Raw genomic sequence first — 19,916 nt, forward strand, 5'->3', positions numbered from 1 at the left:
GTCGACGGTGGCTGGCGCACCGCTCCAGCGGTTGCGACGGACGATCAGCCGACGATCAGCCGACGGCCAGCGCGACCCGAGACCCGTCGCGGCCCTTGGTAACGCGCAGCTGGCTGGGGATGCGGGTCTGCATCTCGGCGACGTGGCTGACCACACCCACCACCCGGCCGCCGTCGCGGAGACCGTCGAGCGTGTCCATGACGTCGTCGAGGGTGTCGGCGTCGAGCGAGCCGAACCCCTCGTCCACGAAGAGCGTGTCGAGGTCGGCGCCACCCGCCTCCTGGGTGATGACGTCGGCGAGACCCAGCGCAAGGGCCAGCGAGACGACGAATGTCTCACCACCCGACAGCGTGGCCGGGTCCCTCGACTCGCCCGACCAGTCGTCGCGCACGAGCAGGCTCAGGCCGCCGCGCGTCTCGCCCGCACCGCGCCGGCCGGTGTGCTCGAGGGAGTAGCGCTGGTCGCTCATCCGCGCCAGCCGCTCGTTGGCCGCCGCGACGACCTGGCTCAGGCGGTGGGTCAGGACGTACGCCGACAGCCGCATCTGCAGGGCGTTGTCGGCCGACCTCCCCTCGACCAGGAGGGCGAGCCGCGCGGTCAGCTCGAGCTCGTCCCGCACCGGCCGCCACGCCTGGAGGGCCTCGGTGACCTCGTCGGCGAGGGTGGTCAGTCGGCTCCGCCTGCGCGTCGCCTCGTCGTGACGGGCGTGCGCGGTGCGGGCCGCCGACTCCGACGCGGTGTGGGCAGCGGCGAGTGCGGTCAGGTCGGGACGGGGGAGGGCAGCGGCGGCGCAGTGGTCCGGGTCGTCCACCACCGCGCGAGCGGCCCGGAGCACGTCCTCGAGCCTGACGATCTCGTCGGCCAGGGACTGCCGCTCACCGGCGGTCATCCGCGCGCCGCGAGCCTCCTCGACCGAGCCGAACCCGGCTCCGGTCGCGGCGTCGGACAACGCACGCTGCGCCCGCGCCAGGTCGCGCCGGGCCATCGTCACCCGGTCGTGGGCCACGCAGGCCTCGTCCAGGGCGTCGAGCTGCCGCTGCCGGAGCCGGCGCAGGGCGCCCACGCTCGAGCAGCCGCTCCCGGCGAGCACGTCGTCGAGGCGGGCACGCAGACGCTCCGACTCGGCGCGGTGGAGCTCGAGCCGCGCCTCCAGGTCGGTACGGCGCTGGGCGGCCTCGTCACGGCCGCGCTGCAGCTCGTCGCCGGCCGACCGGAGCCGCGCCACGTCCTGCGTGAGACCGGGGACGGCGCGGGCGAGGGCGGCGACCCTCTCGTGCTCCCGGGCGGCCTCGTCGAGGACCTGGGCGGCCTCGTCGGCGGACCGGCCGTCGGAGACGGTGAGCAACCGGGTGTGCTGTGCCTCCACCTGGCGCAACCGGTCGTCGAGGACCACCAGCAGGCCCTCGGCGTCGTCGACGTCCTTGCGCGCGGCACGCTCGCCCGCGGCATCGGGGCTGCCGTCGCCGGCCACGGCGAGGTGCGGGTGGTCGTGGGAGCCGCAGACGGGGCAGCTGGCTCCGACCGCGAGGGCGCCGGCGATCTCGGCCGCCATGCCGTCCAGCCGAGCCTCACGCACCTCGAGCCACGTCTCCTTGAGACGGGCGACGCGCTCCCGCGCGAGCTCACGTTCCTCGCGCGCAGCGGCCAGCGCGGGGCTCACCGTGACGAGCTCGCGGGCCGCGCGAGCCTGCTCGCGTGCGGTCGACAGCGCGGACTCCCGCGACGCCACCAGCTCGGCCGCCGACTGCGCCGCCGCCAACGACTCCTCGGCCGCGTGCAGGAGCAGCGGCGTCGTCTCGAGCTCGGCGCCGAGCCGGTCGGCCTCCGCCGCAGCCTCGGTCAGGCGCGCGGCGACGTCCGTGGTGGTGCGGGTGATCTCGTGCAGGCGCTCGGCATCGGGCTGGGCTGCGTCGACGACGTCGAGCGCGCGCCGCGCGGCCGCGAGCGCGGCGGACAGGTCCGTCTCTCCCGCGTCCGTCTCGGTCGGGGCCGTCTCGTCGGTGTCGCCGACCCGCTTCCAGGCCGCGATCGCGGCCTGCGCCTGCTGGGTCAGGCGGGCGACCAGGGACGCGTCCTCCTCGACCGCGACGTCGAGGTCGGCCAGGGCCTCGGCCCGCTCGGCCCGCCGCAGCCGCTCACTGCGCTCGGACAGCTCGGTCTCGTCGTGGTCCGCGAGTCGCGCCGTGGCGGCCGCGTGGGCCGCCTGCCGGTCGTCGAGCGCCCGGCCGGCGGCCAGGCCGGCCGTCGCGGAGGCGACGAGCAGGTCGCACTGCGTGCGCTCGGCGTCGGCCAGCGCCAGGTCGGTGGTCGTGGCGTCGAGGTGGTCGGACACCCAACCGGCGACGGTCCCGTCGGCGGCCTCGAGCGACAGGTCGGCCACGTCCCAGTCCACGGGGACCGCGGACCCGGTGGCCTCGCTGACGCGACCCACGAGGTCGGCCACGCCGCGGCCGTGGGTCGTCGAGGACCGCTGCAGCTCCAGCCGGCGGTCGCGCAGCCACTGCTCGATGCGGTCGAAGCGGCCCGTGCGGAACACCTGGCGGAGCAGCGCGTGGCGGTCCTCCGACCGGGCACGCAGGAACGCCTGGAACCGCCCCTGGGGGAGCAACGCCACCTGGCAGAACTGGGGGAGGGTGAGCCCGACGAGGTCGGTCATCAGGTGCCCGGTCTCGTCGAGGCGCGTCGACAGCGGCTGCCAGGTGTCGTCGATCCGCTCGAGGAGGGCGACCGAGGGCTGCTGCGTGGTCAGGCCCGTGCCGCGCTTCTTGGGTCGCTCCCACCTCGGGGAGCGCTCGATGCGGAAGCGGCGGCCCTTGAGGGTCATCTCCATCCGCACCCGCGGCGCCACGCCGTCGGCGGCCTGGTCGCAGCGGAGTCGGCCGGCGGCGCTGCGATCGCCGGGCACGTCGCCGTACAGCGCGAAGCAGACCGCGTCAAGGACGCTCGACTTGCCGGCTCCGGTCGGGCCGCTGAGCAGGAACAGGCCGGTGTCGGACAGCGCGTCGAAGTCGACCTCGACGGTGTCGGCGAACGGACCGAAGGCGGTGATGTGGAGGGAGTGCAGACGCATCAGGGCTCACCGACCAGCACGTCGAGGTCGGTGTCGTCGCAGCACGCGTCGGTGGCGTCGCGCAGGAGCGCGGACTCAGCCGGAGTGGCGGGGACGCCGCGGATCTCGGACACGAAGTCGAGGGTGATCTCGTGGTCGGAACGCCCCGCGACCCGGGCCGCGGGCGTCGCCGAGGGCTGGGCGCCGGACGGCGCGAAGGACAGCACGAGAGTGTGGGCGAACCGTCGTCGCAGCCGCTCCATCGCCTGGGCCGGGCGCAGCCGGTCGGTCAGCGTGATGTGCACCCAGTCGTCGGCGTGCCGGGCGAGGGCCGGGTCGGCGAGCAGGTGGTCGAGGTCGCCGGTCAGTCGGGCCAGGCGCCGCGGCACGGGGGCCTCGACGAAGTGCGCGGACGAGACGCCCCGGGCGCCCAGGTCGATGAGCCAGCTGCCCTTGACCTGGTCGGCCTCGCCGAAGGAGTAGGCCAGGGGCGAGCCGCTGTAGCGCAGGTGGTCGGCGAGGGTGTGGCGGCCGTGGAGGTGGCCGAGCGCGACGTAGTCGATGTCGTCGAACACCGCGGTCGGCACCCGGCTCACCCCGCCGACGCTGATGTCGCGCTCGGACTCCGACGGCTCGGCACCGGCCACGAAGGCGTGGGCGAGCACGACGGAGCGGCTGCCCGGACGGGTGGCGAGGTCGGCCCGCACCCGGCGCATGGCCTCGCGCAGCACGATCTCGTGGGAGCGGGCGGGCAGGGCCCACGGCTCGATCATCGCGGTGGGGTCGAGGTAGGGCAGCGGGTGGACGGCGACCTCGCCGTGCTCGTCACCGAGGAGGACGGGCGTGCCCACCGTGCGGGCGTCGGTGCGGATGTAGACGCCGGACGCGTCGATCAGGCGACTGCCGAAGCCGAGCCGCTGGGCCGAGTCGTGGTTGCCGCTGGTGACGACGACCGACGCCCTCGACGAGGCCAGGCGGGCGAAGGCCTCGTCGGCCAGCCGCACGGCGTCGACCTGGGGGAGCGCCCGGTCGTAGATGTCGCCGGCGACGACGACCACGTCGACGCCCTCGGAGTCCACGACCTCGAGGAGGTGGTCCATGAACACGCCCTGCTGCCCGAGGAGCCCTTCGCGGTGGAAGGACCTTCCCAGGTGCCAGTCGGAGGTGTGCAGGATCCGCATGGGACGAACCTAGGTTCGAGCACCGACAACGACCGGCAGCCCACGCCGCGGGAGCCGTCTCAGGCGTACTGCACGCACCTGCGTTCGCTCGTGAAGCCGAAGAGCGCGAGCCCCGACTCGCTCGCGAGGCGCACGGACAGGCTGGTCGGCGCCCCCACCGCCACGAGGCTGCCGATGCCGCTGGCGACGGCCTTCTGCACCAGCTCGAACCCGGCCCGCCCGCTCACCACCAGGCAGGCGGCGGCACGGGGTTGGCCGGCCAGCACCCGGGCGCCGATCACCTTGTCGACGGCGTTGTGCCGACCGACGTCCTCACGGACGACCAGCAGGCTCCCGTCCTCGTCGGCCAGCGCCGCGGCGTGCACACCGCCGGTCCGCTCGAAGACCGACTGCCGCTCGCGCATCCGCGCGGGAAGGCCTCGCACCACCTCGACCCCCGGGATCGGCCCGGACCACCGCTCGGCGGCCCGGACGTCGAGGACCTCCGCGACGCTGTCCTTGCCGCACACCCCGCACGCCGACGACCCGGCGCTCTGTGCCGCGTGCCGGTGACCGATGTCGGTGGGGCGTGCCACGGTGATGGTCACGACGTTGAACTCCTCCTCGCGCTCCAGCTCGGCGTCGGTGCAGTAGGCCACCCGCACGATCTCGGAAGGAGGCACCAGTGACTCGTTCACCGCGAAACCGGCCGCCAGCTCGAAGTCGTGACCCGGCGTCCGCATCGTCACCCACACCCGCTGCGCGGGCTGCCCGGGCGCGGCGAGCCTGATCTCGAGGGGCTCCTCGGTCGCCAGCCGGTCTTCGCGGACGCGGTCGCCCTCATCGGTGTGCTGGGTGACGCGGGCCCGCACCGACGGTCCGGGACGACGCGCGAGGGTGCTCATGTCCTCGAGCGTACGGCGATGCGCCGACGGACCTCGTCCGCGAGCACCGCGAGCTGGCGACGCAGCGAGGTCTCGAGCCCCTCGTCGGCCGCGAGCGCCTCCGACCGCGCCACCACGTCCTCGGTCAGGGCGGTGAGCGGGAAGAACCAGCCCGCGGCCTCGGAGAGCAGCCAGCCGCTGCGGTGCGAGGCCGTGCCGGGCAGGTCCGCGAAGAACCGGTCGACGTACGCCGCGGTGATCTCCTCCTGCCCGGGCTGCCACATGCCCTGGCCGGCCGACTGCAGCTCGTAGTTGGGCACGTCGACGACACCGAGGAAGCGGTCCCAGGCCCAGGCCTTGGCCTCCGCGTCGGGCAGGGAGGCCACAGCCCGTGCGTGCTGGATGGTCGAGACCGCCGTGGGCTCGGCGGCCAGGTGCTCGTCGAGGGCGGCCCGGTCGACCGCGCCGAGGGCCGCGAGCCGGGTGAGCAGGCGCCAGCGCAGGGCGAGGTCGGCCTCGACACCCGCGGGCACGGCGCCCCCGAGCCAGGCGATCAGGTCGGCGACGGACGAGGCGGTCTCGATCGCGGCCTGGAAGCCCGCGAGCTGGACCGTGCTGCCCGGCTCGGCGGACGCGGCGCGCTGCGCGTAGGCCGCGTGGAGGCCGGCGCGGGCGGACGCGGGATCGGCGGAGAGCGGGACGACCTTGCTGGTCAGCCACTCGGTCAGCAGCAGCTTGCTCGGGTCGCTCGCGTGGCTGTTGAACGACAGCGGCTCGTCGCTGGTCTCGCCCGGGATGGACGCCGTGGCGACCGCGATCACCTCCGCCGGAGTCGCCGAGCCGCTCTCCAGGGAGCTGCGGACGTTGTCCCACACGGCGGCGCGCAGGGCCGCGTCCTCCAAGCGGGGCATCAGGTCCGGGAGGGCGGCCAGCGAGGTCGGGTCGAGGTGCGCCACCAGCCACGAGGTGTCGTCGACGTCGAGCAGCACGGTGTCGCCGGCATCGACCTCGACCGGCGTCTCGGCTCCGTCCAGCGAGACGGCCTCGCGCCGCCAGGAGCCGTCCGCGGCGATGCGGGCCAGGCTGAAGGAGTGCCGGCGCGCCACCGGGTCGGCGGCTGGGGGAGTGCGCCGCAGCACCTCGCGCGACCGGTCGAACGACACGGTGTCCACGCCGCTCGTCCGCAACCAGCCCTGCGTGACGTCGCCGAGGTCACCGGCGCCGGCGCGCTCCCAGCTGGAGAACAGGTCGTGCATCGTGGCGTTGCCGAAGCGGTGGGAGGCGAAGTGGTCGTTGACCCCGGCGAAGAAGACGTCGTCGCCGAGCCGGGCGTTGAGCTGCTTCAGCACGCTCGAGCCCTTGGTGTAGGAGATCCCGTCGAAGTCCTGCAGCGCGGCGACGGCGTCCGTCGCCCCGTTGCCGGCGACCGGGTGGGTGCTCGGACCGGCGTCGGCGATCAGGCCCCACTGGCGGCGCTGGTAGGAGGTGCGGATCCACGCGTCGTCGAACTCGGTCACGTCGGCCAGCACCCGGTTGCCCATGTACTCGGCGAAGGACTCGTTGAGCCACAGGTCGTCCCACCAGGCGGGGGTGGTGATGTTGCCGAACCACTGGTGCGCCAGCTCGTGCGCGACGGTGGACGCCCGGAGGTGGTGCGCGCCGCGCGTCATCTTCGAGGTGAACACATAGGGGTCGCGCAACGTCACGCATCCAGGGTTCTCCATCGCGCCGGCGTTGAAGTCGGGGACGAAGGCCTGGTGGTAGTCGCCGAAGGCGTACCGCTCGTCGAAGAGCCGGTGGAACTCGTCGAAGCACTGCGCCGTGACGGTCAGGATCTCCTCGGCGTCGGCCTCGAGCTCCGCCGCGAGGCTCTGCCGCGCGCTGAGGCCGAGCCGGATGCCGTCGTGCTCGCTGCTGATGAGGTGCCACGGGCCGGCGACCAGGGTGACGAAGTAGGTCGAGAGCGGCTGGCTCTGCTCGAGCTCCCACACGCCCGGCGCGACCTGCTCACCCGGGGCGTTGCCGACGACGGTCCAGTCGCGCGGCGCGGTCACGTGGAAGGTGTACGGCGCCTTGAGGTCGGGCTGGTCGAAGCAGGCGAAGATGCTGGGCGCGGCGTCCATGAAGGACATGCCGTAGACGTAGTGCCGTCCGTCCGCGGGGTCGACGCTGCGGTGCAGTCCCTCACCGTCGGTGCGGAACTCCATCACCGCGTCGACCACCAGCTCGTTGACGCCCGGCTGGGTCGACAACGGCAGGCGGCCACGGTCCAGGGACGCGGGGTCGAGCGTGCTGCCGTTCAGGCGCGCCGAGACCAGGTGCCGGGCCTTGAGATCCACGAAGGTCGACCCGCCCGCCGAGTCGAAGACGATCCTCGTGCGCGAGCCGAAGGTCTCGTCGCTCGAGGCCAGGTCGAGCGAGACGTCGTACGACGTGACGTCGAGGGCCGCGCGACGCTCGATCGCCTCGCGGTGCTGCAGGCTCAGGTAGGGGGATCCGCTCACCCGCGGAGCCTAGCGACCCACCGCCGGTCAGGAGCCCGCGCGGGGTGGGGGAGATCACCCCGGAAATGGTCCGGTCCGCCGTCTGCACAGCCGTAGAATGTAAGAGTCGCATCAGCGATGAGTTCATTACACACGACGCCTGGCCGGGGACGGCCGAAAGGACCAGCACATCATGAGCACGCAGCTTCACCTCGCCTACGGAATCGTCGATGGACGGGCCCACTCCGCGGAGGACAAGGCACTGCTGCGCACGGTGGAGCTGGCTCGTCGTGAGGCGCGCCGGCAGGCCCGCGCCGCGCGCCGCAACGCTCGCTGAGACCACCCGGCGCCGGCGCCTATGCTCGCCAGCATGACTGATGAGCACAGGCGCAGCGTCGAGCTGACCCGGATCGGCGACGCCCGCTTCAAGGCCACCAACGCCCGCGGCGGCGAGACCTTCATGGGCACCGGGGGAGAGGACCCCGACTTCACCCCCGTCGAGCTCCTCCTCGCCGCCATCGCCGGCTGCAGCGCCCTCGACGTCGAGGCGATCACCAGGAAACGCGCCGACAGCACCGGCTTCGACGTGTCGGTCGAGGGCACCAAGGTCCGCGACGACGACGGCAACCACCTCACCGGCCTGCGGGTCAGCTTCGACGTGACGTTCCCCGACGGTCCGGGCGGCGACGCCGCCCGGGAGTTCCTGCCACGAGCGATCGCCATGTCGCGTGACCGGCTCTGCACCGTCAGCCGCACGGTCCAGCTCGGTGCCGACGTGGACTACCCCGATGCGCCCGCGGTCCCCGACGCGCCCGGGGCCTGAACGACTGCGACCGCCGCCCAGCCCACCGGGGCCGGACGGCGGTCGCCGTGTGTCGGGGTCGGGTCAGCCGATCGTGACGGACTGGATGTCGATCGGGCCGGCGTTGGGCACACCGCCGCCGGCGGGGTGCGAGCCGTCGTCACCCTTCTTGGCCGCCGTGGTGAGCAGCTTGAGCCCGGCCGGGTCGACCGTGCCGAAGACGTTGTAGTTGGCGGTCAGGCCGGGGGAGTCGTTGAAGACGAAGAAGAACTGTGAGCCGTTGGTGTCGGGACCGGCGTTGGCCATCGCGAGCGTGCCGGCAGGGTAGGTCTCCTGGCCGGTCAGCTCGTCGGCGAAGCTGTAGCCCGGGCCACCCGAGCCGGTGCCGGACGGGTCGCCGCACTGCAGGATCCCGAAGGCCGGGTCGGTCGCCATCCGCGGGCAGGGGGAGTCGTCGAAGAAGCCCTGCTCGGCCAGGGACACGAACGAGTTGACCGTGCACGGGGTCGCGTCGGCGTCGAGGGTGGCGGGGATGTCGCCCAGCGTGGTCTTGAAGACGATCTTCACCTCGCCCGACACGGTCGGCTCGCTCGGCGGGAGGTCGACCGGCTTGGCGGCGGTCGAGCCGTCCTCGACGTACTCGCACGCACCAGCGGCGGGCGCCTCAGACTCGCTGCTCGACTCGCTCGGGGTCTCGCTCGGCGTCTCGCTGGTGGTCTCGCTCGAGCTCGAGGTGGACGGGTCCGCGGCGGTCTCGTCGCCGTCGGCCTCGTTGCCGCACGCGGCGAGGGACAGGCAGGCCAGGGTCGCCGACACGGCGACAAGTCGCTTCAACATGGCCTCGATGGTAGGCGAGGGTGGGTCGCGGCCCGGAGGAGGCATGATCGGCTCATGCCCTACCGCCCCGCCCACGACGCGGTCGACGACCCGGCCGTCCTGCTCGACTTCATCGCCCGGCACCCGCTGGCCACGCTGGTCACGCACGACGGGGAGACCCCCGACGCCGACCTGCTGCCTCTGCTGGCGCAGCAGGGGGGCGAGGGCGTCGAGCTGATCGGCCACGTGGCGAGGGCCAACGAGCTCTGGCAGCGGCCGCAGGTCGGTCCCGTTCTCGCCGTCTTCGGTCCGGTCGACCACTATGTCTCGCCGACCTGGTATCCCAGCAAGGCCGAGCACCAGCGCGTGGTGCCGACGTGGAACTACCTCGTGGTCCACGCCCGCGGCGAGCTCGTCGTGCACGACGACCGCGCCTGGACCCGGGCGGCGGTGGCGCGCTTGACCAACGCGATGGAGTCGGGGCGGTCGCAGCCGTGGCGGGTCGGCATGGCGCCGCAGGAGTACGTCGAGGAGCAGCTGCACGAGATCGTCGGGATCAGCATCGCGGTGACCTCGCTGGTCGGGAAGTTCAAGGTGTCGGGCAAGCGCTCCGCGGCGGATCGCGAGGGCGCGGCGACCGGCATCGCGGCTGACGGCGGGCCGGAGGAGCTCGTCACGGCGATGCGCCTAGCATGGCGCCCGTGAACGACCGCCCCGACGCCGCCGGTGACCGGCTCCCGCTCTACCTCACCATCGGCGTGTTCGTGCTGCTGCTCGCCTGCCTGCCGCTGGCGCGGATGATCGACTCCTCGCACGACGAGGACCGTCCTCTCTACCAGGACATGCTGGCCATGCAGACGATGCAGGCCCAGCTCGTCGCCAACAAGGAGCGCCCCGTCGAGGTCAGCGTCTCCGACGGCGAGACCGTCGAGGTCGGGAAGAACAAGACGTTCACGGTCTCGTCCGGCGTGACGATCGAGGTCCGCGTCGTCGACCACGACTCGTTCTGCGTCAGCGGCCACAACGACCTGGGCGCGTCCTCGCCGGAGCGCTGCAGCTCCTAGCCGTCACCTGGCCGTCACCTGGCCGTCACGTGCTCCCGCTGCCGGGCGTCGACGGCACGAGGGTGCCCACCATCAGCGCCGACACGGCGAACAGGACGGCACCGCCGGCCAGCACGGCGCCGTACCCCACCGCGTCGGCCAGCACCCCGACGACCGGCGACACCACGACCACGACCGCCCGGTTGAGCGAGCGCAGCGTCGTGTTGGTGCGGGCCTGCAGCTCGTCGGGCGTGGCGGCCTGGCGATAGCTCATCTCGTGCGAGTTGCTGTTGCCCATCGCCCAGCCGTGGCACAGCTGCCCAGCGGCGAGCAGCACCGCGGCCGCCCAGCCGGCGGGCACCCAGCCGGCGGCCAGCAGGACCAGGACGGAACCGGTCGAGACGGCGTAGGAGCAGGTGATCGCGCCGACGCTGCCGAGCCGCCGCCCCACCCAGGAGCTCGTCGACGCCCCGACCAGCGCACCGACCCCGGCGACCGCGAGGGCGAGCCCGAGCGCGAACGGGCTGAGGTCGAGCTCGAGCAGGGCGTAGGGCGCGATCAGCACGCCGAGCACCGCCTGCCCGGCGAACCACACGTGCGTCGACAGCGCCATCGGACGCAGCCCGGACCGTCCGTAGGCCCAGCGGGTGCCCTCGCGGATCTCCCGACCCAGCTGGCGCAGGCCGCGCTGCGACCGGGGAGCGGCGTCGGGCTCGGACGTGCGGGGGAGCGAGGCGACCATCGCCGCGGAGAAGAGGTACGTCGCAGCGTCGACCAGGACCGCCAGCGGAGCTCCGACGACGCGGATCAGTGCGCCCGCGAGGGCGGGCCCGCCGGTCTGGGCGACGGCCGCGGCCTGGTCGAGGCGCGCGTGCGCCCGCTGCAGGCCGGCGCGCGGGACGAGGCGGGGGACGATGGAGAACGAGGCCGCGTCGTTGACGACCGAGGCCGTCCCGAAGGCCAGCACGACGCCGAGCAGCATCGGCAGCGAGAGGACGTCGAGCACCCACGCCAGCGGGACCAGGCCCAGCAGCCCGGCCCGGACGAGGTCGGTCACGATCATCACCGGTCGCCGGCGGACGCGGTCGACCAGCGCCCCGACGACCAGCCCGAGCACCAGGTAGGGGAGCCAGCGGGCGGTGTTGAGCCAGCCGACCTCGCTCGGCCCGCCCTGCAGGGTCACGACCACGAGCGTCTGGAGGGCCAGCGTGGTGATCGCGGTGCCCATGCCGGAGACGGCCTCGCCCCACCAGAACCGGACGAAGTGCGCCGACCGCTCGCCGTCGTAGGTCCCGCTCGTCACCCCGCTGAGCCTGCCAGATGCCGTGGGTTACGTTGCCGAGGTGACGACCGTGCCGTTCGCCCCGCTTCCTCCCGACCAGGACGGGGTGCGCTACCTCCACGGCCCGGACTCGTCGCGCCGCGCGGGCGTGCCGGAGGGGTCGGTCGTCGAGCACACGTGGACCGACAGTGCGGTCTTCCCGGGCACGACCCGCCGCTACTGGGTGCACGTGCCCGCGCCGTACGACCCGCGTCGGCCCGCCGCCCTGATGGTGTTCCAGGACGGCGACGGGTTCCTCGACCCGGACGACGAGATGCGCGCCGCGACCGTGCTCGACAACCTGGTCGATGACGGCGCCGTGCCGGTGACGATCAGCGTCTTCGTCGAGCCGGGCACGGCGCCGGCCGGGTCGAGCCGCAACGCGGAGTACGACGCCTTCGACGACCGCTACGCCCGGTTGCTCGCCGACGAGATCATCCCCGAGGTGCGGAAGCGCTGGGCGGTCACCGACGACCACGACCAGTGGGGGATCGGCGGCTTCAGCAGCGGCGGCAGCTGCGCGTTCACCGCCGCGTGGCTGCGTCCCGACCTGTTCGGCCGGGTGCTCGGCTTCTCGTCGAGCTTCCCGCAGGTCGCCAGCGGCACGTCGGTCCCGGAGCTCGTCGCGGGCGAGTCCCGGCCGCCGCTGCGGGTCTTCCTGCAGGTCGGACGGCGCGACCTCGGGTGGGACGAGCCGAGGGACAACTGGTTCGCCGAGAACCTGCGCGTGGCCGCCGCGCTGGCGGAGGCCGGCCACGACGTCCGCCTTGTCATCGGCGACGGTGGACACGACGCCAACCACGCAGGCGTCCTGCTGCCCGACGCGCTCCGTTGGCTGTGGCGTACGCCGCTGGGCGACCGCGCGGCCCTCTAGGGTCGACGCGACCGATCTGACGACGCTCGACGACGGGGGACTGCGATGAAGGCCGATCACTACGACGGGTTCGCGGAGAGCTACGCGAAGGAGAACGAGACCGGGCTCTTCAACGCCCACTACGCGCTGCCGGCGATCCTGGGCCTCGCCGGGGATGTCGCCGGCCGCCGCATCCTGGACGCCGGCTGCGGGGCGGCACCGCTCGCGGCCGCCCTCCGAGAGCGCGGCGCCGAGGTCGCCGGGTTCGACGCGAGCCCGGCGATGGTGGAGCTCGCGCGGAAGCGACTCGGTCCGGAGACGAGCGTGCTGGTCGCGGACCTCAGCGAGCCGTTGCCGTACGCCACGGGGGAGTTCGACGACGTCGTGGCGTCCCTCGTGCTGCACTACCTCGAGGACTGGTCCGGCCCGCTGGCCGAGCTGAAGCGCGTGCTCAGGCCCGGCGGGCGGCTGATCCTGTCGGTCAACCACCCGGTCATCCGCCCGGTCGTCTATCCGGAGGCCGACTACTTCGAGATCTCGCCCTACACGGAGGACTACACCTTCGACGGCCGGACGGCGTCCCTGACGTTCTGGCACCGGCCGCTGCACGCGATGACCGACGCGTTCACGAGCGCCGGGTTCCGGATCGCGGTGATCAGCGAACCGCCGTACGACCCCGACACGCCGCGCGAGCTGCTGCCGCCCGACCTGGGCGACCGCACGTCGTTCCTGTGCTTCCTGTTCTTCGTCCTCGAGGCTGGTGCCGGCGACCCGACGAGGTCAGGGGAGTGACGGGGACTGCGCGTCGTACAACGCCGTGATGGTCGCGTGCAGCATCCAGAACTGCGACCACGGGACGGGGCTGCCGTGGACGGCGGCCTCGAGATAGGTCAGGTGGGTCATCCAGCCAGCGGCGTAGGAGTCGGCGAGATCGCCCAGCCCGGCGTGGACGAGCTCGACCAGGACCTCGTCGGCGGTCTCGTCCAGCGTGATGGCGACCCGGGAACGCGGCTCGTCGGGGAACTCCCACGTCATCAGCAGGCGTCGCGGAGCCTCGAGCTCGATGATGCTGCTGCGACAGAGGTAGCCGTCGCCGTGGTCGACGACGAGGGTCCCGCCGGGCCGCGGCTCCGACTCGAGCACGGCGCCGAGCCACTGCGACTGCCGCGTCGCGTCGGTCAGGACCGACCAGACGGACTCGGCCGGTGCCCGGACCGACCAGGTCACGACGAGCGTGTCGTCGAGGGACACGGACGAGAGTGGCATGGACGCCAGTATGGGTCCGACGACCGCGAGAGGCGTCGGTCCGGCATCATTCGCTCATGGCTGACGAGGCAGGATCGGTGAGCGCTGGCGGCGACGCGAGTGGTCCGTGGCAGGCGCTGTCGTCGGGCTTCGAGGAGGCGCGGGCACGCGAGGACTCGCTGGACCGGCTCGTCGAGTGGCCGGCAGAGCGGGCTCTCCTCGGCGACGTCACGGGACTGTCCGTCCTGGACGCCGGCTGTGGCAACGGTGCGAAGCTCGTCGAGCTGGCCCGGGACGGCGCCGTCTCGTCGGTCGGGGTGGACATCAGCGGCAGCTTCGTCGCACCGCCGGCGGGCGTCGAGCTCGTCCGGGGCGACCTGTCGGACCTGACGGCCGTGCCCGGGGTCGCCGGTCGGACGTTCGACCGGATCCTTTTCCTGCAGTCCTTCGGGTACGCCGCGGACGGCGTCCGGGCGCTGCAGCGCGCCCGCGAGCTGTTGACCGACGACGGCTACATCCTGCTCACGAGGACCCAGCCGATCCGCTACGCGCTCGAACGGGCCGAGGAGAACGGCACGTCACTCGGGCAGGAGTACTTCTCGACCCAGCCGTTCGCCTACCAGCACCGCGCCTGGGACGACCGGGTCACGCTCACCAAGCGGCCGTACACGATGTCGGACCTGCTGAACACGTTCAGCGCGGCTGGTCTGTGGATCGAGACCACCGTCGAGCCGCAGATGACCGCCGACAACGCCCGGCGCTACCCGCACAAGCAGGCGGTGCTGGACCGGTACCTCGGCATCCTGATGTTCACGTTGCGGCCCCGTCGATGAACGGGGATGGCCGGGACGCCCGTCTGACGGTGCTGCCGGCGCCAGGTGCGACGGTGTGCCAGGTCGGCCGACCTCGTCACGGACGGGAGTGGGGGCGGGGTCGGTGTCGATGCCCCACTCACGCCGCACCAGCCTTGATTGACATAATGTCAGTTATCGGCGCTTCGGAACGGCGCAATCACGACTCTCGGACCTCGTCCTGGATCCGGTCGTGCACCTCCCAGACGTGCGCCCAGTCCGGGTGGTCCGCGACGAACCGGTCGACGTCCTCGTCGCTCATGTGCCCCTGCACCAGCTCGTCAGCTCGTCGAGCCGAGCCTCGAACCGCCGCTGGATCTCCGCCTGCCTCTGCTCCCAGGACATCTCGGTCATGCGCGCGATCATGCCGGACCGGCGCGTCGGACGTGATGAGGTCACCTGGCAGCGCGTCGCCGGGCGTGAATGACAACGGTGTCAGGAGTTCGACACGTCCGACGCGCCGTACGGCGAGGTCAGCAACCCGGACATGCGCGCGGCTACCGTGGCGAGGGTGCACCTGACCCGCTCGACCGTCGCCGCCACGGCCGTGCTGCTCGCCCTGGCGGGCTGCAGCGACGACAGCCCGGCGAGCATCGGCTCGCCCAAGCCGAGCGCGAGCCCGTCGAGCACCCCGTCGAGCCCGTCGAGCACGCCAGCCGAGCCGACACCGACCGCCGAGACGCCGACACCGACCACGTCCCCGCCGTCCGGGTTCTCGCTCGACGACGTCATCCCACCCGGCCCGCCGAAGTCCGGCGGCTATGTCGGAGCCGTCGGGACCGTCCGGGTCGGCCACCACCCGGACTTCGACCGGGCCGTGTGGCAGTTCCGCGGCCGCGGCAAGCCGGTCGTCGTGGTCAGGTACGTCGACGAGCCGCTGGCCGAGGGCAGTGGCGACCGGATCGACATCCGCGGCGAGGCCTACCTCCAGGTCGACATCAGTCGCGTGGGCATCCCCCCGGTCGACCAGCCCGCCCCGGCGAACGCCTCCGACGAGTCGCTCGCCGGCACCGTGATCGCCGACGCACGCGCCATCGCCGGCGGGTTCGAGGGCTACGGCCAGTCGTGGATCGGTGTGCGCGACCGTCCGCGGCCCTTCCGGGTCATGGTGCTGAAGGCGCCCACGCGCATCGTGGTCGACGTCTACTCCGGCTGATCAGGCGAACTTGCCGTACTTCTTGTGCATGGCCTGCTTGGTGACGCCCAGCATCGTGCCGATCTCGGCCCAGCTGAAGCCGTGGATCCGGGCACGGCGCACGGCGACGGCCTCCGCCGCGGCGAGCTCGTGCCGGGCCTTCGCGATGCGCATGAGCTCCTCGAGCGGGCTCTCCCCCGACGGTTCGTCGGCGTCCACGGCGGTCCTCATGCGTCAACCGTAGTTGACGAAACGGTCACGCGTCAACCTCGGTTGACGCCCCCCCCTGTCCGGCAAGGCCGCTCACCCCGGTTGCTCCTTCGTGAGGTGCAGCAGCCACTGCGTCCCGCCGGTGTGGATCAGTGCGTAGCGCCGCGAGCCCGACCGACCGTGCAGGGTGAACACCAGGCGGCGCTCGTCGCGGTCGTGCTCCTCCCAGGTCCCGGTGTCGGCGACGGACTTGTGCTCGTCCTCGAAGTCGACGTGGTCGAGGTCGTGGTCACCGACGGCGATGGCCAACCGGTCGTGCGCGGAGGAGTCGGGCAGGCCCTTCGGCACGGCCCAGCTGCGCAGGACGCCGTCCTCCTCGAGCCGGAGGTCGAAGTGCGGACTCGGGCGGCGGTGGTCGTGGAGGACGAACCGGGCAGCTCGCGACATGCCCATCACCGTGCCCTCCTCTCCAAGGTATAGCCGAGGAGGGGGCTTGCGGCAAGGCCCCCGTGATGCTCCAGAATCGCCGCTCCACGCCGCCGACACGCCCCGGAGCTGATGCACGTGACCACGGGCACCACCAGTGCTTTCGTCCTTCCCCCCACCCTCGCCGCCAAGGCCGACGCCCACCTCGTCGGCGACGACGAGCTGCACTTCGCGCGGATCGCGGAGACCCTCGAGCAGTCGATCGCCGACCTCTCCGAGCGGATCAACCTGGCGCTCAAGGCGCCCGGCGGCACCGACCAGGCGGCCATGGACCGCGACGAGGAGATCCACCGGCTCTCGACGCGGCTGCGCACGCTGCGGCGCTACACCCTCGACCTGTGCCTGGGCCGGATGGTCGGGACCGACGTCGAGACCCTCTACGTCGGTCGGCTCGGCCTGACCGACCGGGGCGGGACCCGGCTGCTCGTCGACTGGCGCTCGCCCGCGGCCGAGCCGTTCTTCGGTGCCACCCACGCCCACCCGATGGGGCTCGCGAGCCGCCGTCGCTACCGCTGGACGCGCGGGCGCATCACCGACTACTGGGACGAGGTCTTCACTCCCGACGCCCTCGAGGGGCACGCGGCCCTCGACGACCAGTCGGCCTTCATCGCCACCCTCGGGAGCAGCCGCTCGCCGCAGATGCGGGACGTCCTCGGCACCATCCAGGCCGACCAGGACGCCATCATCCGGGCCGGGTCGCGCGGCGCGCTCGTGGTCGACGGCGGCCCGGGCACCGGCAAGACCGTCGTCGCCCTACACCGCACCGCCTACCTGATGTACTCCGACCCCCGGCTCGGCGACCGCCGCGGCGGCGTGTTGTTCATCGGCCCGCACCAGCCGTACCTCACCTACGTCGGCGACGTCCTGCCCAGTCTCGGCGAGGAGGGCGTGCGCACCTGCACCCTCCTCGACCTCCAGCCCGAGGGGCGTACGGCGACGCCCGAGCCGGATCCCGAGGTGGCCCGCCTCAAGGCCACCGCCGCGATGGTCGGCGCGATCGAGCCCGCCGTGCGGCTCTACGAGGAACCGCCCACCGAGGGCATGGAGGTCGAGACGCACTGGGCCGACGTGTGGCTCGGTGCCGACGACTGGGCCGAGGCGTTCGAGGCGCCCGCACCGGGGACGCCGCACAACGAGGCGCGGGACGAGGTCTGGGAGGCACTCGTGACGATCCTCGTCGACAAGCACGAGGCCGACGAGGACGTCTCCCCCGAGCTCGTCCGTCGGTCGCTGGCGCAGAACGCCGACCTCACCTCGGCGTTCGCCAAGGCCTGGCCGATCATCGAGGCGTCCGACCTCGTCGGCGACCTGTGGGAGGTCCCGGCCTACCTGCGGATGTGCGCACCGTGGCTGACCGCCGACGAGGTGCGCCTCCTCCAGCGTCGTGACGCCCGCGCCTGGACCGTCGCGGACCTGCCGCTGCTGGACGCAGCCCGCCAGCGCCTCGGCGACCCCGAGACGTCACGCCGTCGCCGACGCCACGAGGCCGCGGTCGCGGCCGAGCGCGCGCAGATGGACCGGGTCGTCGACGAGATCCTCCAGCTCGACGACGAGGACGGCCTGTTCGCCCAGCTCAAGCAGGGCGGCATCCGCGACGCCCTCGTCGACGAGGGTGCCCTGCCGGAGGTCGACCGCGACCAGCTCGCCGGCCCGTTCGCCCACGTCGTCGTCGACGAGGCGCAGGAGCTGACCGACGCCGAGTGGCAGATGCTGCTCCAGCGCTGCCCGTCGCGCAGCTTCACGATCGTCGGCGACCGCGCGCAGGCCCGCCACGGGTTCACCGAGACGTGGCAGGAGCGGCTCGAGCGGGTGGGCCTCCCCCAGGTCCATCTGTCGTCGCTGACGGTCAACTACCGCACGCCCGAGGAGGTGATGGCGGCCGCCGAGCCGGTCATCCGTGCGGTCCTCCCCGACGCCAACGTGCCGATCTCGGTCCGCAGCAACGGCGTGCCGGTCCACCACGGCAGCCTCGACGAGCTCGACCCGATCCTCGAGAGCTGGTTGGCAGGGCACGCGGAGGGCACCGCCTGTGTCATCGGCGACCCGTCCTTCCCCGCCACCGACCGGGTGCGGTCGCTGTCGCCCGAGCACGTCAAGGGGCTCGAGTTCGACCTGGTCGTCCTCATCGATCCCGACGCGTTCGGCGACGGCATCGAGGGCGCGGTCGACCGTTACGTCGCCATGACGCGCGCGACCGACCGACTGGTCGTCCTCACCTCCGAGCAGCCCTGAGCCGGCGACGACGCATCGTCCCCGGCAGGGTCAGCAGCAGGGCCACCGCCACCCCGACCACCGTGCCGATCGAGTTCGCGACGACGTCACGCGGGTCGGAGACCCGGCCCGGAACCGACTGCTGGGCGGTCTCGATCGCCGAGGTGAGCGCGACCCCCGCCGCGACGGCCACCCACCACAGACGCGATCCGAAGAGCAGCAGCAGGAAGACGCCCACCGGCACGAACAGGCCGACGTTGGCCAGGAACTCCACCCGCTCGACGCTGAGCCGTGCCGTCAGCGGGTCGAGGTCGGGATAGCGCTCGAGGCGGGCCAGCACACGATCGGCCAGGGCGGTGTAGTCGGGCTGCTGGGAGGCGGGCGTCAGGGTCACGAAGCCCACGAAACCGAGGTAGGCGAAGGTGAGGAGGCTCAGGAACGGGTGGCGGTGGAACACCGTGACAGTCTCCCGGTCGCACCCAACGCGGGCCCCATCGCCGGCCGGGCAGGATGGGCGCATGCCCGAGGGAGACAGCGTCTACCTGCTCGCCCGCCGACTGGACCGCCAGCTCCGCGGGCGGGTCGTCACCCGCTCCGACTTCCGGGTGCCGAGGCTCGCCACGCGCGACGTGTCCGGGCGCCGCGTGCTGGGCCACGGCACGCACGGCAAGCACCTCCTCACGCGCTTCGAGGCGTACGGCGACGAGCCCCCGGCCACGTTGCACAGCCACCTCCGGATGGACGGGTCGTGGAGCGTCACGGGTGTCGGGAAGCGGCTCCCCGGGCGCATCCAGCCCGACGTCCGGCTCCTCCTCGCCCTCGACGACGGACGCACCGCGCACGGCATCAAGCTGCACGACCTCGAGCTGGTGGCGACCGCCGACGAGCACCGGCTCGTCGGGCACCTCGGGCCTGATCCGCTGCGGAGCGACTGGGACGCGGACGAGGCGGTTCGTCGGCTGGGTGGGGACCCGTCCCTCCCCCTCGTCACCGCACTGCTCGACCAGCGGCTGATGGCCGGGCTCGGCAACCTGTGGGCCAACGAGCTCGCGTTCCTCACCGGGGTCAGCCCGTGGACCCCGATCGGTGACGTCGACGTGCCGCGGCTCGTCGAGCGGGCCGCGACGATGCTGCACCACTCGGCCACGGTCCCGCAGGCCTATCAGGTGACGACCGGCTTGTCGGCCCGCGGTGCCGACCACTGGGTCACCGGCCGGCAGCGGCAGGGTTGCCTGCGGTGCGGCGGTCCGATCAGCGTGGCCGCCGAGCGGCATGGCGACCCCGCCAACCGCCGGACCTGGTGGTGCCCCCGGTGCCAGCCCGGCCCCGGGCCGGAGGCCCGCCGGCGCGCAACGTGCTGACTGGCG

At 72.9% G+C, this 19,916-nt stretch carries 20 protein-coding genes; 10 read left to right on the top strand and 10 right to left on the bottom strand.

Going from position 1 to position 19,916, the window contains the following annotated elements:
* Positions 1-55 precede the first annotated feature (55 nt).
* From C7S10_RS19740 to pepN, 4 genes are read right to left on the bottom strand one after another with little or no spacing between them, the layout of a single operon-like run.
* Positions 56-3,070, bottom strand: coding sequence for an AAA family ATPase (locus C7S10_RS19740; protein WP_108346244.1), 3,015 nt, complete (start codon positions 3,068-3,070; stop codon positions 56-58).
* Entirely contained in the window at positions 3,070-4,230 is a 1,161-nt protein-coding gene (locus C7S10_RS19745; RefSeq protein WP_108346246.1) for an exonuclease SbcCD subunit D, read from the bottom strand. Before C7S10_RS19745 ends, C7S10_RS19740 begins: the two co-directional genes overlap by 1 nt.
* A gap of 59 nt (positions 4,231-4,289) precedes the next feature.
* Positions 4,290-5,114 (bottom strand): formate dehydrogenase accessory sulfurtransferase FdhD, encoded by an 825-nt coding sequence (locus C7S10_RS19750; protein WP_108346248.1) that lies wholly within the window; start codon positions 5,112-5,114, stop codon positions 4,290-4,292.
* A complete protein-coding gene (pepN, locus tag C7S10_RS19755) occupies positions 5,111-7,597 on the bottom strand; it encodes an aminopeptidase N (protein ID WP_108346250.1) in 2,487 nt (828 codons plus the stop codon). The genes C7S10_RS19750 and pepN overlap by 4 nt, the downstream gene beginning before the upstream one ends.
* Before the next feature lie 172 nt (positions 7,598-7,769).
* Here pepN and C7S10_RS22385 point away from each other — a divergent pair, with 172 nt between their 5' ends.
* On the top strand, positions 7,770-7,913 hold the full coding sequence (locus C7S10_RS22385) for a hypothetical protein (RefSeq protein ID WP_165807245.1): 144 nt from the start codon (positions 7,770-7,772) through the stop codon (positions 7,911-7,913).
* 33 nt (positions 7,914-7,946) lie between these two features.
* Complete coding sequence (locus C7S10_RS19760; RefSeq protein WP_108346441.1) at positions 7,947-8,399, top strand: OsmC family protein; 453 nt, start codon at positions 7,947-7,949, stop codon at positions 8,397-8,399.
* 63 nt (positions 8,400-8,462) lie between these two features.
* On the opposite strand, the gene C7S10_RS23045 is transcribed toward C7S10_RS19760, so the two are convergent.
* Positions 8,463-9,215: a peptidylprolyl isomerase gene (locus tag C7S10_RS23045; RefSeq protein WP_108346252.1), complete on the bottom strand. Its 753-nt coding sequence runs from the start codon at positions 9,213-9,215 to the stop codon at positions 8,463-8,465.
* Between the two features lie 54 nt (positions 9,216-9,269).
* On the opposite strand from C7S10_RS23045, the gene C7S10_RS19770 reads away from it, so the two are divergent.
* Both C7S10_RS19770 and C7S10_RS19775 read left to right on the top strand, forming a co-directional pair.
* Complete coding sequence (locus tag C7S10_RS19770) at positions 9,270-9,899, top strand: FMN-binding negative transcriptional regulator (RefSeq protein WP_108346254.1); 630 nt, start codon at positions 9,270-9,272, stop codon at positions 9,897-9,899.
* The gene (locus tag C7S10_RS19775; RefSeq protein WP_133176571.1) at positions 9,896-10,258 is read left to right on the top strand and encodes a hypothetical protein; all 363 of its coding nucleotides are present in this window, start codon (positions 9,896-9,898) and stop codon (positions 10,256-10,258) included. Before C7S10_RS19770 ends, C7S10_RS19775 begins: the two co-directional genes overlap by 4 nt.
* A gap of 25 nt (positions 10,259-10,283) precedes the next feature.
* Here C7S10_RS19775 and C7S10_RS19780 read toward each other — a convergent pair whose 3' ends face one another.
* Positions 10,284-11,540: an MFS transporter gene (locus tag C7S10_RS19780; RefSeq protein ID WP_108346258.1), complete on the bottom strand. Its 1,257-nt coding sequence runs from the start codon at positions 11,538-11,540 to the stop codon at positions 10,284-10,286.
* 40 nt (positions 11,541-11,580) lie between these two features.
* Here C7S10_RS19780 and C7S10_RS19785 point away from each other — a divergent pair, with 40 nt between their 5' ends.
* Both C7S10_RS19785 and C7S10_RS19790 read left to right on the top strand, forming a co-directional pair.
* On the top strand, positions 11,581-12,432 hold the full coding sequence (locus tag C7S10_RS19785) for an alpha/beta hydrolase (protein ID WP_243395491.1): 852 nt from the start codon (positions 11,581-11,583) through the stop codon (positions 12,430-12,432).
* Positions 12,433-12,477: 45 nt separating this feature from the next.
* Positions 12,478-13,203 (top strand): class I SAM-dependent methyltransferase, encoded by a 726-nt coding sequence (locus C7S10_RS19790; protein WP_108346260.1) that lies wholly within the window; start codon positions 12,478-12,480, stop codon positions 13,201-13,203.
* Here C7S10_RS19790 and C7S10_RS19795 read toward each other — a convergent pair.
* On the bottom strand, positions 13,192-13,677 hold the full coding sequence (locus C7S10_RS19795) for an SRPBCC domain-containing protein (RefSeq protein WP_108346262.1): 486 nt from the start codon (positions 13,675-13,677) through the stop codon (positions 13,192-13,194). The genes C7S10_RS19790 and C7S10_RS19795 overlap by 12 nt on opposite strands.
* Before the next feature lie 56 nt (positions 13,678-13,733).
* On the opposite strand from C7S10_RS19795, the gene C7S10_RS19800 reads away from it, so the two are divergent.
* Both C7S10_RS19800 and C7S10_RS22065 read left to right on the top strand, forming a co-directional pair.
* Positions 13,734-14,489 carry a class I SAM-dependent methyltransferase gene (locus C7S10_RS19800; protein WP_108346264.1) on the top strand — a complete coding sequence of 252 codons (756 nt, stop codon included), beginning with the start codon at positions 13,734-13,736 and terminating at the stop codon, positions 14,487-14,489.
* A gap of 529 nt (positions 14,490-15,018) precedes the next feature.
* The gene (locus tag C7S10_RS22065) at positions 15,019-15,663 is read left to right on the top strand and encodes an AMIN-like domain-containing (lipo)protein (protein ID WP_133176572.1); all 645 of its coding nucleotides are present in this window, start codon (positions 15,019-15,021) and stop codon (positions 15,661-15,663) included.
* On the opposite strand, the gene C7S10_RS19815 is transcribed toward C7S10_RS22065, so the two are convergent.
* Positions 15,664-15,873, bottom strand: coding sequence for a hypothetical protein (locus tag C7S10_RS19815; RefSeq protein ID WP_108346270.1), 210 nt, complete (start codon positions 15,871-15,873; stop codon positions 15,664-15,666).
* Positions 15,874-15,945: 72 nt separating this feature from the next.
* The gene (locus C7S10_RS19820; protein ID WP_108346446.1) at positions 15,946-16,299 is read right to left on the bottom strand and encodes a DNA polymerase ligase N-terminal domain-containing protein; all 354 of its coding nucleotides are present in this window, start codon (positions 16,297-16,299) and stop codon (positions 15,946-15,948) included.
* Between the two features lie 117 nt (positions 16,300-16,416).
* Here C7S10_RS19820 and helR point away from each other — a divergent pair, with 117 nt between their 5' ends.
* Positions 16,417-18,570, top strand: a complete 2,154-nt coding sequence (gene helR / locus C7S10_RS19825) for an RNA polymerase recycling motor ATPase HelR (protein ID WP_243395492.1) — start codon at positions 16,417-16,419, stop codon at positions 18,568-18,570.
* On the opposite strand, the gene C7S10_RS19830 is transcribed toward helR, so the two are convergent.
* Complete coding sequence (locus C7S10_RS19830; RefSeq protein ID WP_165807246.1) at positions 18,551-19,006, bottom strand: VanZ family protein; 456 nt, start codon at positions 19,004-19,006, stop codon at positions 18,551-18,553. The genes helR and C7S10_RS19830 overlap by 20 nt on opposite strands.
* Before the next feature lie 61 nt (positions 19,007-19,067).
* On the opposite strand from C7S10_RS19830, the gene C7S10_RS19835 reads away from it, so the two are divergent.
* Positions 19,068-19,910, top strand: a complete 843-nt coding sequence (locus C7S10_RS19835) for a DNA-formamidopyrimidine glycosylase family protein (protein ID WP_108346277.1) — start codon at positions 19,068-19,070, stop codon at positions 19,908-19,910.
* Positions 19,911-19,916: the final 6 nt, after the last annotated feature.

It is taken from the genome of Nocardioides currus (assembly GCF_003057875.1).
GTDB lineage: Bacteria > Actinomycetota > Actinomycetes > Propionibacteriales > Nocardioidaceae > Nocardioides > Nocardioides currus.

What these genes read in the sequence shown, in the direction of transcription:
- C7S10_RS19815 (WP_108346270.1), bottom strand. Translation starts at nt 15,873, where the DNA reads ATGAGGACCGCCGTGGACGCCGACGAACCGTCGGGGGAGAGCCCGCTC.
- C7S10_RS19800 (WP_108346264.1), top strand. Translation starts at nt 13,734, where the DNA reads ATGGCTGACGAGGCAGGATCGGTGAGCGCTGGCGGCGACGCGAGTGGT.
- C7S10_RS19835 (WP_108346277.1), top strand. Translation starts at nt 19,068, where the DNA reads ATGCCCGAGGGAGACAGCGTCTACCTGCTCGCCCGCCGACTGGACCGC.
- C7S10_RS19740 (WP_108346244.1), bottom strand. Translation starts at nt 3,070, where the DNA reads ATGCGTCTGCACTCCCTCCACATCACCGCCTTCGGTCCGTTCGCCGAC.
- C7S10_RS22385 (WP_165807245.1), top strand. Translation starts at nt 7,770, where the DNA reads ATGAGCACGCAGCTTCACCTCGCCTACGGAATCGTCGATGGACGGGCC.
- C7S10_RS19790 (WP_108346260.1), top strand. Translation starts at nt 12,478, where the DNA reads ATGAAGGCCGATCACTACGACGGGTTCGCGGAGAGCTACGCGAAGGAG.
- C7S10_RS19795 (WP_108346262.1), bottom strand. Translation starts at nt 13,677, where the DNA reads ATGCCACTCTCGTCCGTGTCCCTCGACGACACGCTCGTCGTGACCTGG.
- C7S10_RS23045 (WP_108346252.1), bottom strand. Translation starts at nt 9,215, where the DNA reads ATGTTGAAGCGACTTGTCGCCGTGTCGGCGACCCTGGCCTGCCTGTCC.
- C7S10_RS19745 (WP_108346246.1), bottom strand. Translation starts at nt 4,230, where the DNA reads ATGCGGATCCTGCACACCTCCGACTGGCACCTGGGAAGGTCCTTCCAC.
- C7S10_RS19750 (WP_108346248.1), bottom strand. Translation starts at nt 5,114, where the DNA reads ATGAGCACCCTCGCGCGTCGTCCCGGACCGTCGGTGCGGGCCCGCGTC.
- C7S10_RS19770 (WP_108346254.1), top strand. Translation starts at nt 9,270, where the DNA reads ATGCCCTACCGCCCCGCCCACGACGCGGTCGACGACCCGGCCGTCCTG.
- C7S10_RS19820 (WP_108346446.1), bottom strand. Translation starts at nt 16,299, where the DNA reads ATGTCGCGAGCTGCCCGGTTCGTCCTCCACGACCACCGCCGCCCGAGT.
- C7S10_RS19760 (WP_108346441.1), top strand. Translation starts at nt 7,947, where the DNA reads ATGACTGATGAGCACAGGCGCAGCGTCGAGCTGACCCGGATCGGCGAC.